We start from the raw sequence: 15,993 nt of genomic DNA on the forward strand, positions 1-15,993 counted from the left end.
TTCACGCTGACATCCCACGTGATCCGCCTGGACCAAGGTGCGCCGTGACGTGCCCCGTTCGTGGTCGACGGCTCGTGGATGAGCGTCGAGTGGCTTGCTCGACGAGCTGGGTGGACGCGGTCTGCGGGTGGCATCCCCTGGAGAGGAGCGCCCAAGGGTTGCCACCCGCAGACCGCTGGAGAGCGCGGGCGGCTCGCTGGCCACCGACGGTTGGCCAGGCCTCAGTAGGGGTATTGGGCGCGGCCCCGGTTGACCGAGATCCACTTCAGCGTCGTGAACGCGTCCAGGCTCCAGTCGCCGTTCATGCGGCCGAGGCCGGACTGCTTCTCACCGCCGAACGGGACGCCCGCCTCGTCGGCGATGGTCGAGTCGTTGACGTGGATCATGCCGGTGTGGATGCGCCTGGCCAGCTCGACGCCTTTGTCGAGGTCGCTGGTGTGGACCGCGCCCGACAGGCCGAAGCGGGTGTCGTTGGCGATCGCCACCGCCTCGTCCTCGGTGTCGAACGGCACCAGGCACGCGACCGGACCGAACAGCTCCTCCTGCATCACCGACATCTCGGGCGTGACGCCGGTCAGCACGGTCGGGTGGAAGAGCGTGCCGTCCACCTCGCCACGCAGCAGCACCCGAGCGCCCTCGGCGATGCCCTGTTCGACCTGCCCGGCCAGCCGGTCGACCTGCCGCTGGTTGATCAGCGGGCCGAGGATGGTGTCCGGGTCGCGCGGGTCGCCGACCGGCAGCGACTCGGCCTTCGCGACGTACCGGGAGGCGAACTCGTCGAACACCTCGCGGTGTACGAGGACCCGGCTGGCCGACATGCACACCTGGCCCTGGTGGGTGAAGCGGCTGAACACGGCCGCGTTCACCGCCACTTCGAGATCGGCGTCCGCCAGGACGATGAGGGCGCTGTTGCCGCCCAGCTCCAGGATCGGCTTCTTGAAGTTGCGGACCGCCACCTCGGCGACGTGCCGCCCCACCGCGTCCGAGCCGGTGAACGAGATGACACGCGGCACGGGGTGTTCGACGAAGGCGTCACCGATCACCGGGATCTCCGTGATCACGACGTTGAGCAGGCCGGCGGGCAGGCCGGCCGCCTCGAAGACCTCCGCGATCAGCGTGCCGCCGACGATCGGGGTGTCCTCGTGTGGCTTGAGCACCACACCGTTACCCGCCGCGAGCGCGGGCGCGACTGACTTCACGCCGAGGAAGAACGGGAAGTTGAACGGGCTGATGACCCCGACGACACCGACCGGCTCCCGGTAGACCCGGTTCTCCCGGTCGGGGCTGGGGGACGGAAGGATGCGCACGTCCATGCGCAGCGGGAAGGTGCCGGCCTCCTTGAGCATGTCCAACACGAGGCCGATCTCGAAGTGTGCCTTGAGCCGCGTACCCCCGAGCTCGTCGATGATGATGTCGACGATCTCCGGCGTGTGATCCTCGACGTAGGAGACCGCCCGCTCGAACACCGCCCGCTTGGTGTGGGGGCTCACCCTGTCCCACTCGGACCTGGCGCCCTCGGCGGCTCGATATGCCTCGTCGACGTCCGCGACGCTCGCGCAGTTGAACTCCGCGATGGTCGACCCGTCGAACGGGTTGCGGTCCACCAGAACCTTGTCCGTCGAACCGGTGCGCCATTCGCCGCCGATGAATTGCTTGTGGCGCCTGGTGCTCTGTTCGCCGTCGCGAGTGCTGTTCATGAGGTCTCCACGTCTCGGTGTACCGGGTGTTGCGTTGGCTTGTACGGGCTTCGTTGTGGTGGGGCGCCAGGCCGGGGGAACGCTGGCGCCGCACCACCGGGGTGCTCGTCGGTGGTGCGGACTGAGACGGGCTGGTCTGAGTCGCGGCTGAAGGAACGGCCGCACAGGCCAGCGGGAGGATGGTTCTTGCACCGGTTCCGCGGATCCTGGTGAAGCTGGGTTCTGGGCAGTGCTGGTGCTGAGCACCCATCCTGTGTGCTGTTCCCGCAGAACGAGTTCGAGCATGGCTGCGATCGCGCTCGCGATCAGGTGGCGAGTGGTTTCCTCGGCAGCGATCCGGGATAGCACCGCGTTCCAGAACCGCTCATGCGGTGTCAGTCGGCAGGCGTCGCCTCCGTGGACGAGGCGGTGAAGCAGATTCCGTTCACGCTCCGGACGGTCGGTGGCGCGAGCATCGAACATCGCACCCAGGTGTCGACCTGGGCCAGGTGGTCGATGGTGGGCTGCAGCAGGTCGTTGACCGCGTTGCAGCAGCGGTGAACCCGGTCTGTGCCTTCGACCGGGTAGCCGCAGAAGTCGTTGTTGGCGGCGTCGAGAACCTTGCGGATGCAGGAGCCGACCAGGTCCGCGCTCCCGGCCGGACGCAGCGCCTCCGCGTAGTTGGCGGCTGCTGCTTCGATTCTTCGAATCTGGCCTGCCGGTAGAGGACAAGGTTCCGTGAGGCTGCGAGATCGGTGACCAGGTGACGGTAGGTCTCGTCCAGGACCACTGACGCCGAGGGGCCGACCGCGTCGAGAAACCGGTTGAGGTCACGTTCCGAGATGAAGCCAGCCGTCGGGTGCGGATTGCCGATGAGTACCGCCGTGTTGCGTGTGCCGCAGCACGTGGCCATCTCGTGCAGGTCCTGCGCGCCGGCGAAAGTGAGCGGAACGGTGTGGCGAGACACACCGAGACATCGGGCAGCCTCGATGAACACCCCGTCACCGGAACCTGATGTGGTGACCCCGCGGTCCAACCACACCAGGTTCGTCCGCGACAGCACAGCCGCCGACACCGTCCCAGAGCCGGCCGAGACGACCACCTGCCTGGGCTGGACCTGGTGCCGGTGCGCGATCCGCTCAACAAGTCCGGCGGTCAGCGCTGTCGAGTGGCGGTGGGGGCGCGTCGAGCGCTTTCGGCGCCGCTACCCGCACCGAGTCGGGCGTGGACCATTTCGCTCGTGGAGTCCTTCCCGGCGGACGCGTTCTGAGGGCGATCGAGGCGGTGATCACGACCGCGACCCGGTTCCCGAGCAGGGCGCGTCAAATCCCATCACCCAGTCCGTGCGCTCAGGCCGCTTCGTGAGGTCGGCGCGGGGTTGAGTGGGGGTCGCGGCACGCAGCTGCTCGGCGACCGCGTCCAGGCCGTGGAGACTCTCGAGCGCCGCACGTCCCCGTCGCTCAGCGATCGGGAGCAGCTCAGGGAGCCTGGGGTTGTCGCAGAGCACCGAGGGCTGCGACCGGAACTCGTAAACGCGGCCGATGGGCTCCGACAGGCTCAGGTTCTGCACGGTGTGCGCGTACTCGCGCCCGGCCGGGATGGGAAGGAGGTCGCCGGAGTACTGCACGGCGTCGTGTTCGAGCTGCTCTCCGTGAAGGGTGAGTGCGCCCTCCGCGGGACATTCGGTGGGCAGCACGAGGACATGGGTCTCGGGGTGGTGGTGGGGATGAGCGAGGAAGGCGCCGGGCACGTCCAGTCCGCCGACGGAGAAACGCATCCCAGGCGTGTTGCCGCCAGGTCGTCCGTCGACGAGCGGCCGGATGCGATGTCCTTGCGGGGTGACGACGGGGGCGACTGACTCGAACGGGACCACGGCGCAGCGGCCAGGTGCGGGCGTCCAGTTCTTCCAGTGCTCGCGGGCGGCGTCGGCCTTGGCCGACGCCTGATGGTCGAGATCCGGTCGGGCCAGGTTGTCGGCGAGCAGGCTGCTGGTGGAGCGCACCACGTAGCCGGTGGCGCCTACGTGCTCGGACAGGACGTCGACGACGTAGGGCGTCCCCCGTGGGATTGTCAAAAGGTCCCCAGGCCACTGGACGGACCAGAAGCGCAGGTTTTCGCCGTGGTAGGTGAGGACTGGGCCGCCGGCGGTGAACAGCAGGACCGTGTCGCTGTCCGGGTGCTGCTGCGGGTCGCTGCGGAAGTTCGCCGGGAGTTCCAGCCCGCCGGCGGCCATGGAGAATCCGGGCACCGTGCCGTTGGCGCGTCCGTCGACGAGGACACGAATTTCCCTCCACCCGGGCACGGGCCTGGGGGCGACGGACTTGAACGGGATCGGACGGATGGGGGCCTGCAACGGCCGGACTGCGTCTGTCCTGTTTGGAGTGATCATCCTGGTCGGGTCCTCTCACGAGCCTTGAGCCGCGTTCTCCCGGCAGGAGTCGCTGTCCGGGGGCGAGCAGGTGGCGGCGTCATCGGGGAACCGCTCACCCGACCAGCACGCAACGCGTGCGGGAACTGGTTGCGGCGTCGGTGGTTGTGCCGGACGGCGCCGCCAGCTGTCCCGAGATGAGCTGGAAGTCGGTCGGCTTCACGTGGGTGGACCAGTTGCTGTCCCCGCGCGGCATTGATGTCCTGCGTTGACTTGTCCCCGAGCTGACGAAAGACTGCCCTGAACGCGTCCTCGAAGCACACCGACTACGTCTACCCAGCGACGATCCAGCCTGCAACCGTCCGTTCCGGAAGCCGGAACAGGACCGAATCCACCTCGCGAACAACCGCATCACCGCCGCCAGAACGGTGTTCAACACATGTGACGCGACCGTTCCAACGCGAATGAGCTGAGAACCTCTTCGTCAGGACGCCACTTTCCAGAGGTTCCGAAAGATCTGGTCACATCGACATCATGGCGTTGGGCCGTGTCCACAAAGTGCTGGCGCTCGAGTGGCGATTCGTCTCGTCACAGGCACAACACACCGCGGCCCGGAAGACGACCCGACAGACGGAAGCGACCGCCTTCGACCCCGCCGAGGACTTCCCCCTTCTGACCGCCGAGGCGACTCGGCTTCGCATCGTCGCCACAGACACTGTTCAGGCCATCTTCCGACTCGCCGACCACATAACAGCTCGCGCGCATCAGAGAGGCGTGGACAACCCGATCCAGCGGAGCCCATCGCCGCCAAGGCGGTTTCCCAAAGGCGGTGCTGCGACAGGGCGTAGGCGGTAGGCGCGTACTGAGGGCAATACTGCTCCACCTCATGGAGGTGAGCGAATTGCCGAAGATGAGCCTTCGGGTGCCGCAGCACTCGACCACGGCATGTCCCACCATGAACTGCTCGTTCCCTGGACGAGCTTTCCGCACCGTCACGTCCCGGACGACTGCACGGACGCGCTCAGCTGCGGCAGGCACCAGGAGGCTGTACACAGCAGCGTCGCCGCACCAGTCCCAGCAGGACCTCTGCCTCACATCTCCCAAGCCAGCAGGCCGAACTCAGGCTGCATCAGGTCGTTCCAGTACAGGTCGCGGTGCACCATTTCCCACTCGATCACCCTGCTGTCCACACGCTACTCAACCTGCTGTCGGATCGTTCGGAGGCGGTCCTGGCCGAACGCCCGCTCCAGCAACGGCAGGTCCGCGCCGAGCAGCCCGGTGAGGCGGCCGAGCGAGGTCAATCAGGAACTCCCGCTCACCGCCGGGCGGTGGGCTTCGTGCCGCGGATCCGCTTCGAGGTGCCTAGCGGGGCGGGGCGGCAGCTGATCGCGGCAGGCAAGGCCGTGCAGCTGGTCGAGCCGACGTCGCAGGGCGGTCCGGGGGTCGCGGTGCGGCCGCTGGCCGGGGCACCGATGCGGATGCGGCTGGTGTTCGCGTGGCGGCGGGAGCGGCTGACCTGGAGCCAGGCCAGCCGCGTGTTCGCCGACGTGCTGGGTGCGTACGCCGGCCAGGCCGCGGACAGCCCGGTGTTCCGACCCTGGTGGGAGGAGCGGGCCGCGGCGCTCACCTCCGCCGGGTGAAGCGCGCGCGAAGCACCGACGCGAGGGTGAGCATCTGCTCGGCGAGACGGTCGAACAACGCCGACTACGGCCGCGACTTCAAGCATGCCCTGCGCACTCCAGCGAGATGATGTTGCGCCAGGCCCGCAAAGGCGAGTCACCACGGCCTGGCGCACTACTGTTCAAGCCGCAGCACCAGACCATCGCGTCGATCAGTCAGACCCTCGAACGCCAGCTCGACCTGGACGCGGTGGACGCGCACCAGTCGGCGTCCCCATCAGGGTCCCGCGAAGCGTCCTCGCTCGACCACCGCGATCCGGCACAACGACAGGACTGACCAGCCCGTCGAACCCTCACTGATCGCCTACGGGCGGTGGCCGGGCATCACGCCCGGCCGACGCTACTCACCGCTCACTCGGGGACGTGTTCTCCCCGCACGCGCGTGATCCGGCTCGGCATCAGGGTCCTGAGGTTCAAGGCAGCTCGCGGAGCCAGTCTGGCCGTCGCCGAGTAAGTTCTCCCGGCGCCAGCTGAGATCCCGCCTCAACGGGCTGTCCTGGGCAAGATCGTGTCGCGAAAGCTGGGTGTTGGACAACTGCGTTCCAGGCAATGGAATGCCAGCTTTGAATCAGCCTGGCACCTATATAAGGTGGATCACATCCTTCAGGCGGTCGCGAGATACGCTGCTGGGTTAAATGTTTTCCTTCCTGAGTTCGACTACACGCCCCGGTGCGTGGCCGCCATTTCGAAGCTCCACTGCAGGAGCGGAAATGGAAGGCAATTTCACATGCCAGACGAAGGCAAGCCCGCCAGGTCGAACTGGAGGACGTTCCGCACCATGAAGTCCTCGTTTGCCTGTTCATCCGCCAACAACGGAGGTCGCCGGAGCATGCAGGGCTCTACTGTTTTGATCACCGGCGGCGCCAAGGGACTCGGTCGTTCGTTCAGCGAGGCTCTTGGCAGGGAGGGCGCAAGGGTGTTCATCACCGGGCGGGACACCATGGCGCTGGACGACACGGTCAAGGCGCTGACCGCGGACGGGATCGCGATTGAAGCGATTAGGGCCGACGTGGTGGACAGAGGCGCCATGCAGGCCGCTGTTGCACGGATCGTGGACGTCAGCGGACGCCTGGACGTGCTCGTCAACAATGCCGTCGATCCTGGTCCGGTCGGGCCGACCGCCGATGTCGACTTCGACGCTTGGTGGTACACCCAGCGGGTCAACGTGGCAGGACCGCTGGTCGCCGCACAGGCCGCACTGACGTTCATGAACCGCGTCGGTCGGGGCAGGATCATCAACCTCGTCAGCCCGGCTGGTGTTCATCGATGGCCGTACGCCACGGCGTATTCCGTGTCGAAGGCGGCGTTGCTCAAGCTCACTGAAAACCTGGCCGTCGAACTCGGCTCCACCGGCATCACCGTGTTCAGCTACAACCCCGGCTTTGTCGATGCAGGGCTCACCCGTACCGGCATCGAACTCGCGGAAAGCAGTGACAATCCCTGGCTGCGCCGGATCGGACGCTGGGCGGTCAAAGTCCGGGACGATGGCGACTTCACCCCCTTGGACGTCGCTGTGGGAACGCTTGTTCGCCTGGCGCGCGGCGACGCCGACGCGTGGTCGGGGCGAGTCATCAACGCCGACGACGACCTCGTTACCGTTGTCTCGGGCGGGGAACGCGTGCCCGGCTCCCCGGCCAATGGTCGGGAGTTCCGATGAGACAGACGCGCCGCCTGGGCAACAGCGAGCTGACCGTGTCTCCCATCGGATTGGGGACCTCGACCTGGGGCAGCTCGACCGATCACGCCGACGCGGCGGTCCAGCTGGCCACCTACATGGACGCAGGCGGGAACCTCGTGGACACCGCGGATGTCTACGGCGGTGGTCGCGCCGAGGAAATCATCGGTCGAATGCTCGCGGGCGGCCTGCCACGTGACTCCGTCGTCCTGGCCACCAAGTCCGCTGCAGTCATTAGTGACGGAAAGCCATCTGCGAATGCTTCTCGCAGCTACCTGCTGGCCGCGCTGGATGCCTCACTCGTTCGATTGCAGACCGATCATGTCGACTTGTGGCAGTTGCACGGGTGGGACCGGCGCGTCCCACTCGAGGAGACGCTCGACGCCATCGACGCTGCGATCAGCGCGGGGAAAGTGCGTCATGCTGGTGTCTGCAACTACGCAGGATGGCAGACCGCGGCTGCGGCCATGCTCCAGTCCGCGAAGGACAGCTGTCCGCTCACCAGCACGCAGGTCGAGTATTCGCTGCTCGAACGGGGCGTGGAGCGGGAAGTAGTGCCTGCGGCTGAACACCAGGGGTTGGGCATTCTTGCGTGGGCGCCTCTGGGCCGAGGTGTGCTGACCGGAAAGTACCGCTTTGGAGTACCACAAAAGCGCGCCAACAGCCGATTCTTCAAGTGGTACGTGGGAAGGCACCTCAATGATCGCGCGGCGAGAATCGTCGATGCCGTCGTCTCCGTCGCCGACGAACTCGACGTGACGCCAGTCGCCGTGTCTCTGGCGTGGGTTCGTGACCGGCCAGGTGTGGTGGCCGCGCTGGTTGGCGCACGGAGCAACGATCAGCTCAGGGAATCCTTGGCCACCGCGGATCTCCGCCTGCCTGAAGTACACCGCCAGCGACTCGACGAGATATCCCGGCCGTACATCGGCTACCCCGAAGCCAGCATCTGATCACAAAGCAGCGAAGGTCGTGACAATGGAGCAACGGCCGAAGTATCTCACCACTGCACAATTCACCGCTGATCCCTGCGGTGTGCTTGGCGAGTTGCGCGAGACGACGCCTGCTTGCCCCGTCGAGGTGAACGGCTTCCGGATGTGGGCCGTGACCAGGTATACGGATGTCCGACGTATCCTCTCTGATCCCGAAGCATGCAAGGACATCGTTCAGCACCGCAAGAAAATTGTGCCGCAGTCCCTTCTCCGACCCGAGCGCAGTGCCAGGCTCGCACCTGAGTCGCGACGGAGCTTGCTCGACCGCGACGGTCCCGAGCATCGAAGGCTACGTAGCCAGCTGGCCGGCGAGTTCAGCACGGCGCGGCTGAGCGGCGTGCTGCCGACAATCCAACGTACAGCTACTGCACTGCTCGACCGCCTTCCCATCGGTGAACCGGTCGACCTCGTTGCAGCCTACGCGCGACCCCTTGCCGCCACAGTACTGGCGGATCTCGTCGGCCTTCCCGAGCACGAACGTGACGAGTTTTCTGACTGGCAAATGTCTATGCTGACCGGTTCCAGCATCGCAGAAGTGGAAGCTGGCGCCCGGCGTCTGCACGAACTGGCGTTGCGTATGATCGAATTGAAGAGGCGCGAACCTGGAGACGACCTGTTCACTCGTTTGTTGCAGATTCATGATGACAAGGGCGGAATGGATGTCGAAGAGCTGGCTTCGACGTTCGTGGTGCTGTTGATCGGCGGTTCGGAGCCGGCGAGTGCCATCGGAAGTGGTCTCGCGCTGCTGCTCGACCGTCCGCGCCTCGTCGCACGCTTGGTGGCTTCACCCGAACTCTTCAGCCAAGCCGTCGAGGAAGTCGTACGCTACGAGTCGCCGTTCAAACTGCTCCCCCCTCGGTTCTTCGACAAGCCGGTGACCTTGGACTCCGTAACGATTCCGGCTGGTGAGCTGATCGTGACGGCCCCCAGCGCGGCGTGTCGTGACCCCCGCCAGTTCGCAGACCCCGATACCTTTGACATTGATCGTGACACGCGCGGGCACCTCGGGTTCGGCCACGGTCCGCATCGATGCCTAGGCGCCGAACTGGGCCGCCGGGAAACCGCGACCGCCTTGAGCACTTTCTTCACGCGATTCCCCCGTACTCGCCTCGCAGTTCGCACCGACGAGCTCGTCTGGCGTCCGGGTTCGTTCATGCGACGTCTCGACAGCTTGCCGGTGATCCTCGGCTGACCGGATGTGCACTCCCAGTTCCGCAGTCGCATGGACCCGCCACCGAGGTCGGCGTAGGCCGTGCCCCAGATCTGACCCCTCCGTCGGCGGTCGGACCGACCGGCGTGCGACCCGAACCGTGTACAAGCGAACACGAACTCCAAGTGGGTGACCCAGCAGACAGTCGTGCCAGGGGCCGGTCTGCAGTGCAGGCGCGACGAACTGCGATGCCTGGGTCACGGGCGCGTACTTGGCGACGGCACGCCAGTATCGGGCCTGATCTCGCGGGGGGAAGAGCTCTGCGACCAGGCCGTCCACCGTGGGCGCCGCTCCGCCGGCGAGCGTGGCCGCAGCCACGGCGGCGAGTGCTGTGGCACGGCTGAAGTCGAGGGGGGTCGATCGCGCCACGGAGGTCGCCTTGTCGACTTCACCGGCCACGATCAGGGCGTTCACGAGTTCCTCGACACCTGTGGAGCGGTCGATCAAATCTTCGATCGACCGGACGAGGGACTCGGCACGGTCGAAGTCGCCGACCCTCAGGGCCGCTCTGATCAGGAACCAGATTCCGTTGCCGGACATCGGATCACTCGCCGCGGCGTGATCTCCGGCATCGAAGAGCGCGAGTGCGATCCCGATGATCGCCCTGGACCGCCAGAACGGATGACTGATCAAGCGCAGCAACAGGGTGGACGGTTCGAGGTCGCCGGTAGCCGCAGCAATCTGGACGACCAGTGAGCAAGCCTCCGATCTGGCGTGCCGCCGGCGAATCGAGGTGGCGATGCGCGCTGCTCGGTCCAGATGCCCCACGACGGCCACACGCGGACGACGTCTCGCAGGGCGTTTGCACGCAGGTGTTCGCTGTGGATCGCTATCGCGATGGCACGCGCCCGATCGGGATCACGCTCCGCTGTCGCGAGTGCGATCTCCGCATACGCGTGGGCGCGTAGACGGGTTTTGCGGATGCTCCGAACCAGCCGCTCCTTCCGGTCATCGGCCAGGCCTGTGTGCAGCCCGTCGGGAGGCACGAAACCAGGGCCTTGGGCACGGGCACGCCAGTCGAGGAGTGCAGCACGATCGACAGGGCGATGGTGATCGCCACCAGGTCGAACACGTGCTCACCGGTCGGAACACCCGGCCTGCACGACGAGAAGGCCGTAGACCACCGACGCGAAGCCCTTCGGGCCGAACCAGGCGGCGGCGGAACGTTCGCGTGCGGCCAGGGGTGTGCGCAGGAGCGAAATCATCATCGCGGCCGGGTGCACGAGGAAGATCGCGATGACTGCGACGGCCCAGTCCCCCACGCTCAGGTGCGAGAGGCGTTATCAGTGCGCCGAAGACGAGCAGCGTCGCGAACTTCATGATCTCGGACAGCAGGTCGCCGAAGTGCTCGAAGTGTTCGGCTGCAACTCGGTCCAGCGTCGTGATGGTCGAGCCCGCGGCGAACGCAGCGAGGTAGGGGTGGCGTGCGTCAGGTGCCAGGCCCTGAAGCACGGCCTTGAACCGCAACAGGTTCAGCATCACCAGCGGCCCTATGCGTGCCGAAAACTGCATGCACGCAGGTTAAGCGGAATGGTCGTACTCTCGGATGACTCCGCCGAGACGGTCCTGTCGGTCAATGGTGAGACGTTCAATCTGGCCGTGTTCAAGAGACAAGGCCGTGCCCGCAGGGGTACTTCAGCGGCGAGTGATCGGTGGGCGCGGTGCTCGTTGGAGTGCCGCTCGTACTCACGCAGCGCGTGCCACAGGTGGGGCCAATTTCAAGATCAGCGTGCGGTCCAACAGCTGCCCTGGCTGCTGCACAAAGCCGAAGCGCTGCTGCTTCTTGACGCGTCCCGACTGACTCATCGCTTTCGTGATGACCGGACGCAGTCCACCCCTGCCCATCCGGGCCAGGTCACACGCCCTGTCCCGGATGTCCGCACACACGTCGCCTGCGTCGGGCTGGACGGGCTGCGGCCCGGAGCCGGTGGGAGTTCCAGCCTCGCAGGGTCGCCTCGATCAACACCTCCGGCCACGAGCACGGGCTGGTCTACCCCCACGGGCGGGCCGGGTGGTCTGGCACGATGACGCCTCGCCGTTCTCGGCCTGTTCCGGCTTGGTCCCCGCCTCCACGTTGCCTGCGAACCGCGATGACCTTGCCGTACTCCGCATCGATGACCTCGTGCGCGGCCTGCCCACCCTGCGGACGCAGCATCTACCACGCCGCGAGCTGTACCTCGCCGTGGGCGGCGAGTCCTCGCTGGACGGCCACCTCGGAGATCTGCTCGGTGATGAAACCCTGGTAGTGGGCTGCTTCGATGCTCTCGACCTCCCAGCCGCCCGTGAACGTCTCGCGGATGACGTCGGCGTAGGCCTTGGCCGCGTCGGGATCTCCGTAGGCGCCGAAGCCGTGGAAGAGTGCCACGTCGACGACGGTGTCGGAGCCGCCGCGAGGAACGGGGGGTGTTCCGGGTGGAGCATGTTGGCCACCTCGAAGCGGGCCGCGGGACCGTGTGCCCGGTACGACGACCACCGATCGCGGGGAAGGTTCCCGACCTCGCTGCGCGCCGCGATCAAGCCGGCCCAGAAGTCCGCTGATTCACAGATGCCATCAGCCAACCGCAGGCCCAAACCCACGACGGCGACGTCGTTGTCAGGGCCGCCAAACTCGAACGCGTCATTGATGCCTCACAGATCTCGGACAGGCCCGTCCACATGGCACGGGAGCAAGCTTCGGTGATCAGTCCAAATGAGCCAGCGTGTCGGCTTCGCCGTGCTCGACGTGGTGGTGTGGTCAACCGCGAGAATCACGTCCGCCGCCCTGGGATCACTACCTGCGTTCACAAAGCGCGTTCTTGACCAGGTCGAAAGACGGGTCCTCGAGCGGCGTCGGCGGGGTGGACGACTCCTTCGGGATCACGGAGTCGGTGTTCATCGAGACGATGACACTGCGCTTGCCGTCGGGCGTGATCCCGTTGCGGGTCTGGAAGCCCTGGATGTCGCCCGCGTGTGACCAGTACCCGCCGCACGCGGTGGGAATCCAAGCGATGCCCAGTCCATAGCGCGCTTCCGGCCACACCGACTGCAGGCTCGGCGCCGGCACCGTCTTCTGCATCTCGGCCAGCTCCGCGGGAGCGAGGAGTTTGCCCGAGATCAAGGCTTGGAGGAAGACCAGCGCGTCGCCGGTGGTGCTGACCAGTTCGCCTGCCGCTTCGGCGTAGGACGGGTTCAGTTCGGTGACGTCGACGGGCTTTCCGAAGCGCAGCGGCTCCGCTGTGACGTCTTCCGGGAAGCGCTCGTACGCGGTCGCGTGGGGATGCGGCAGCACAGTCGAGTGTCCGGGGGTCGACGTGTTCCGCATGCCCAGGCGCTTGATGATCCGCTCGTCGACGGCGGCGCGCCAGTCCTGGCCGGTCACCTCGCCGATGATCATTCCGGCCAGCACGTAGTTGGTGTTGGAGTAGCTCCAACCGGCGCCGGGCGCGAAGGTGGGTGTCTGACGCATCGCGAGGGCGACGAGGTCTGCCGGGGAGTGCTTGTCGAACCGGTGTTGCCGGAAGTCGCTCTCGGTGAACACCGGCACACCGGCGATGTACTCGGGAACGCCGCTGGTGTGCTGGAGCAGCTGACGAATGGTGATCTTGCTGCCGTCGTTCCCGTTGCCGGTCACGACTCCGGGCAACCACTTCTCGACGGTGTCGTCGAGCGACAGGCGGTGTTCGCCGACGAGTTGGAGCAGCGTGGTCGCCACGAAGGTCTTGCTGAAGCTCGCGATGCGGAAGTGGGCGTCCCACGGGACCGGCGTCTTCGCGTCGGTATCGCCTTCTCCGCTGCGGACCTTCACGACACCGTTGGGCATGCGCAACTCGGTGAGAACGCCGGGGGTACCTTTCGACACCAGTGCGTCGGCATCTTTCTGCAAAGAGACCTGGGTCGCGTCGTTCCCGTCGTGCTCGGCGCCAGCCGGCGAACATCCGGTGCCGAACGAGATTGCGGCCAGCACTATCAGTGCGCTCGTTTTCGTCCTCATGGTCATCACCGTAAGAACTCATCGATGCGATGTCGTCATCCTTCTTGGTCGTCCGCCCTACCCTTCTGGTGGTAGGGCGGATCTCGTCTGTTTCTGGACAAGAATCCCCTGGTAGAGTCCAGCCGGTGCGCAAGCTTCTCCGACCGGCGTGGGCGGACCTTCTTCTCGCTCTGACGGCCACGGTCCTCACTCTGGCCAATCAAGTGGGATATTTCGGCGCCGATCTCACACTCGTGGATTTGTCGCTCGCAGCACTCACGGTGGCGCCGGTGGCGGTTCGTCATGTCGTGCCGGTAACGTCGTTGTGCGTAATTCTTGGTTCCACGGTCGCCTACGCGTTTCTCGGTTATGGCGCGGTGGGCAACAGAGGGCTCGGTGTGCTCATCGGCGTGTTCACAGTCGCCAACGTGCGTAGCTCACGGATCGCCGCGATCATGGCAGCGGCGTCTGCGTTCTGCCTGCTGGCGCCCGAATACGTCGGGGAGGCGACGCTGAAATGGCCGGAGGCCGTGCAGACCGCCTTGATCCTGTTCATTGCCTGGATGCTCGGCGAGAGCTCCAAGAAATGGGCCAGGCGTGCTGAGGAAGCAGCCGAGCGAGCGGGTCGCGCGGCCGCCGACGAACGCGTGCGGATCGCACGGGAGTTGCACGACATCGTCGCGCACCACATGTCCGTGATCTCTTTGCAGGCCGGGGTGGCTGAATACACCATCGCGTCCGATCCCGCTACGGCGCGTACCGCGATTTCAGCTGCCTCCGAGTCCTGCCGAGAAGGCTTGACCGAGATGCGTAGGCTGCTCGACGTGCTGCGGGTGGAGAACGAGAACGAATTCCCGGACGTGCAACTCGCGAGCCCGGGCCTCGACGCTCTCCCAGGTTTGGTGGAACGCACGCGCGACGCCGGCCTCACCGTCGCACTCGTGGTGAGGGGAACACCGCGCGCCTTGCCTCCTGGGCAGGACCTCTGCGCCTATCGCGTCGCGCAGGAGTCCCTGACCAACGTCCTCAAGCACGCGGGTCCCGCAGCCGTGGAGGTAGTGCTCGACTACCGTGCACACGAACTGATGTTGACCATCACCGATGACGGCGCGCCAAGACGTTCCAGCGCCAAGACGAAGTCGCACGGCATCCAGGGGATGCGCGAGCGCGCCGAACTCTACGGTGGCATCCTCGACGCCGGACACCACTCTCCCCGAGGGTTCCAGGTCGTGTTGCGCCTGCCGATTCCGGACGAGGCCTGATTTCCGACCGCAGACCGAATCCACGTGCTGGAGAGATGTGATGGCAATCCGCGTTCTGGTGGTCGACGACCAGTACCTCGTTCGCCACGCTCTCATGGCGTTGCTCAACGCCGCACCCGGCATCGAACCCGTCGGCGAGGCGTCAGACGGCGAGCGAGCTGTGGCATTGGTCGCCGATCTGGGGCCCGACGTCGTTCTCATGGACATCAAGATGCCGGTCATGGACGGGCTCAGCGCCACCCGGCGCATCCTCGCGATGCGTCCGGAAACCCAGGTCGTCGTGTTGACGACCTTCGACATCCCCGAGTACGTCTACACGGCGCTGACCGAGGGAGCCGCCGGGTTCATCATGAAGGACACACCTCCCGATCGGATCATCGCGGCGGTGCGCACGGTCGCGATAGGAGAGATGCTGATCTCACCGGCCATCACCCTGCGACTGATCCAGACCTACGCACAACGTCACCGCGTCGAGCTTCAGGCGAACACCCGCCTGCCGGAACTGACACCACGAGAAACCGAGATCCTGCGGCTGCTCGGAACCGGATCGACCAACGAGGGGATCGCGAACCAGCTCGCGATCAGCGAAGCAACGGTGAAAACACATGTGAAGCACACGATGCGGAAGTTGAACCTGACCACCCGCGCTCAGGCTGTCGTCGCGGCCTACGAGAGCGGACTGGTCGTTCCGGGCTCCGCAGCACACGGCGGCTGAAGCGACCGCCAGCATCCGCACCAAGTCCAGGGGGATGCTGCGTAGTCCTGTGTGGAGGATGTGTCACATCAGGTCCGAAGGGGACTTCCGCATCATACGAAACCGAACACCTATCCGATTGCCTTGATTAGCCCTTAAATACCCGGCGAGCTATCCATAGCCACTTGAACACGCAAATCACGCAAGCTTGCCACCGGCAGGTTGTGCGTGCCGAAAATGCGTCCTTGCAGGTTAAGTCACACAGCGTTCTCGTGGATGACTCCCCGAGAACGCTGTGTTGATCTAAGCTGAGGCTTTCGATGTGATCGGGTTCGAGAGGTTGGGGCAAAGTCCGCAGAGGGTGCTGCGCGTCGAGTGATCGGTGGGCGCGCGGCACTAAAGGTTGTCCCGTAACGCCGTCTCGGCGCGATCGATGATCTTGGTGTGGAGCGGGTGATCAGTGCGGACCGGCCGGAGTGGGTGCCGGTGTT

General features: G+C 65.9%; 14 protein-coding genes and 2 pseudogenes. 10 read left to right on the forward strand and 6 right to left on the reverse strand.

Translation table 11 applies throughout. The annotated features are described in order from the left end of the window. Positions 1-221: 221 nt before the first annotated feature. Positions 222-1,697, reverse strand: coding sequence for an aldehyde dehydrogenase family protein (locus BMW88_RS39055; protein WP_089961707.1), 1,476 nt, complete (start codon positions 1,695-1,697; stop codon positions 222-224). 408 nt (positions 1,698-2,105) lie between these two features. Between BMW88_RS39055 and BMW88_RS44250 the strand changes: the two genes are divergently transcribed. Beyond that, positions 2,106-2,237 (forward strand): hypothetical protein, encoded by a 132-nt coding sequence (locus BMW88_RS44250; RefSeq protein ID WP_281249519.1) that lies wholly within the window; start codon positions 2,106-2,108, stop codon positions 2,235-2,237. Positions 2,238-2,964: 727 nt separating this feature from the next. Here the strand turns inward: BMW88_RS44250 and BMW88_RS39060 are convergent. Further along, positions 2,965-3,924 (reverse strand): cupin domain-containing protein, encoded by a 960-nt coding sequence (locus BMW88_RS39060; protein WP_143116478.1) that lies wholly within the window; start codon positions 3,922-3,924, stop codon positions 2,965-2,967. Positions 3,925-4,181: 257 nt separating this feature from the next. Here BMW88_RS39060 and BMW88_RS44255 point away from each other — a divergent pair, with 257 nt between their 5' ends. The 7 genes and pseudogenes from BMW88_RS44255 (at position 4,182) to BMW88_RS41490 (ending at position 10,293) form a co-directional block, all read left to right on the forward strand. Further along, complete coding sequence (locus BMW88_RS44255; protein WP_281249520.1) at positions 4,182-4,316, forward strand: hypothetical protein; 135 nt, start codon at positions 4,182-4,184, stop codon at positions 4,314-4,316. Positions 4,317-4,873: 557 nt separating this feature from the next. Further along, a pseudogene (locus BMW88_RS44595) lies at positions 4,874-5,008 on the forward strand (Scr1 family TA system antitoxin-like transcriptional regulator); the annotation flags it as partial. 373 nt (positions 5,009-5,381) lie between these two features. Then, positions 5,382-5,684 carry a type 2 periplasmic-binding domain-containing protein gene (locus BMW88_RS39065; protein ID WP_143116479.1) on the forward strand — a complete coding sequence of 101 codons (303 nt, stop codon included), beginning with the start codon at positions 5,382-5,384 and terminating at the stop codon, positions 5,682-5,684. An 817-nt stretch (positions 5,685-6,501) separates the two neighbouring features. Beyond that, complete coding sequence (locus BMW88_RS39070; protein ID WP_245778367.1) at positions 6,502-7,380, forward strand: SDR family NAD(P)-dependent oxidoreductase; 879 nt, start codon at positions 6,502-6,504, stop codon at positions 7,378-7,380. Further along, the gene (locus BMW88_RS39075) at positions 7,377-8,348 is read left to right on the forward strand and encodes an aldo/keto reductase (protein WP_089961721.1); all 972 of its coding nucleotides are present in this window, start codon (positions 7,377-7,379) and stop codon (positions 8,346-8,348) included. The genes BMW88_RS39070 and BMW88_RS39075 overlap by 4 nt, the downstream gene beginning before the upstream one ends. A gap of 25 nt (positions 8,349-8,373) precedes the next feature. Beyond that, positions 8,374-9,579, forward strand: coding sequence for a cytochrome P450 family protein (locus BMW88_RS39080; protein ID WP_089961723.1), 1,206 nt, complete (start codon positions 8,374-8,376; stop codon positions 9,577-9,579). Positions 9,580-9,726: 147 nt separating this feature from the next. After that, positions 9,727-10,293: a hypothetical protein gene (locus tag BMW88_RS41490; protein WP_143116480.1), complete on the forward strand. Its 567-nt coding sequence runs from the start codon at positions 9,727-9,729 to the stop codon at positions 10,291-10,293. A gap of 380 nt (positions 10,294-10,673) precedes the next feature. On the opposite strand, the gene BMW88_RS43865 is transcribed toward BMW88_RS41490, so the two are convergent. The 4 genes and pseudogenes from BMW88_RS43865 to BMW88_RS39100 all read right to left on the reverse strand — a co-directional run bounded on the left by BMW88_RS43865 (position 10,674) and on the right by BMW88_RS39100 (position 13,435). After that, positions 10,674-10,859, reverse strand: coding sequence for a hypothetical protein (locus BMW88_RS43865; RefSeq protein WP_245778368.1), 186 nt, complete (start codon positions 10,857-10,859; stop codon positions 10,674-10,676). Positions 10,860-11,752: 893 nt separating this feature from the next. After that, a complete protein-coding gene (locus tag BMW88_RS43870; protein ID WP_089961727.1) occupies positions 11,753-11,962 on the reverse strand; it encodes a hypothetical protein in 210 nt (69 codons plus the stop codon). 77 nt (positions 11,963-12,039) lie between these two features. After that, positions 12,040-12,222 (reverse strand): annotated as a pseudogene (locus tag BMW88_RS44600) (beta-ketoacyl synthase N-terminal-like domain-containing protein); the annotation flags it as partial. A 145-nt stretch (positions 12,223-12,367) separates the two neighbouring features. Further along, entirely contained in the window at positions 12,368-13,435 is a 1,068-nt protein-coding gene (locus BMW88_RS39100; RefSeq protein WP_177221648.1) for a serine hydrolase domain-containing protein, read from the reverse strand. Between the two features lie 257 nt (positions 13,436-13,692). Here BMW88_RS39100 and BMW88_RS39105 point away from each other — a divergent pair, with 257 nt between their 5' ends. Together BMW88_RS39105 and BMW88_RS39110 are read left to right on the forward strand one after the other, a co-directional pair. Next, positions 13,693-14,808 (forward strand): sensor histidine kinase, encoded by a 1,116-nt coding sequence (locus BMW88_RS39105; protein ID WP_177221649.1) that lies wholly within the window; start codon positions 13,693-13,695, stop codon positions 14,806-14,808. Between the two features lie 58 nt (positions 14,809-14,866). Next, positions 14,867-15,523: a response regulator gene (locus tag BMW88_RS39110; protein ID WP_342715342.1), complete on the forward strand. Its 657-nt coding sequence runs from the start codon at positions 14,867-14,869 to the stop codon at positions 15,521-15,523. Positions 15,524-15,993 lie beyond the last annotated feature (470 nt).

This window comes from Lentzea xinjiangensis, from assembly GCF_900110955.1.
Classification (GTDB): domain Bacteria; phylum Actinomycetota; class Actinomycetes; order Mycobacteriales; family Pseudonocardiaceae; genus Lentzea; species Lentzea xinjiangensis.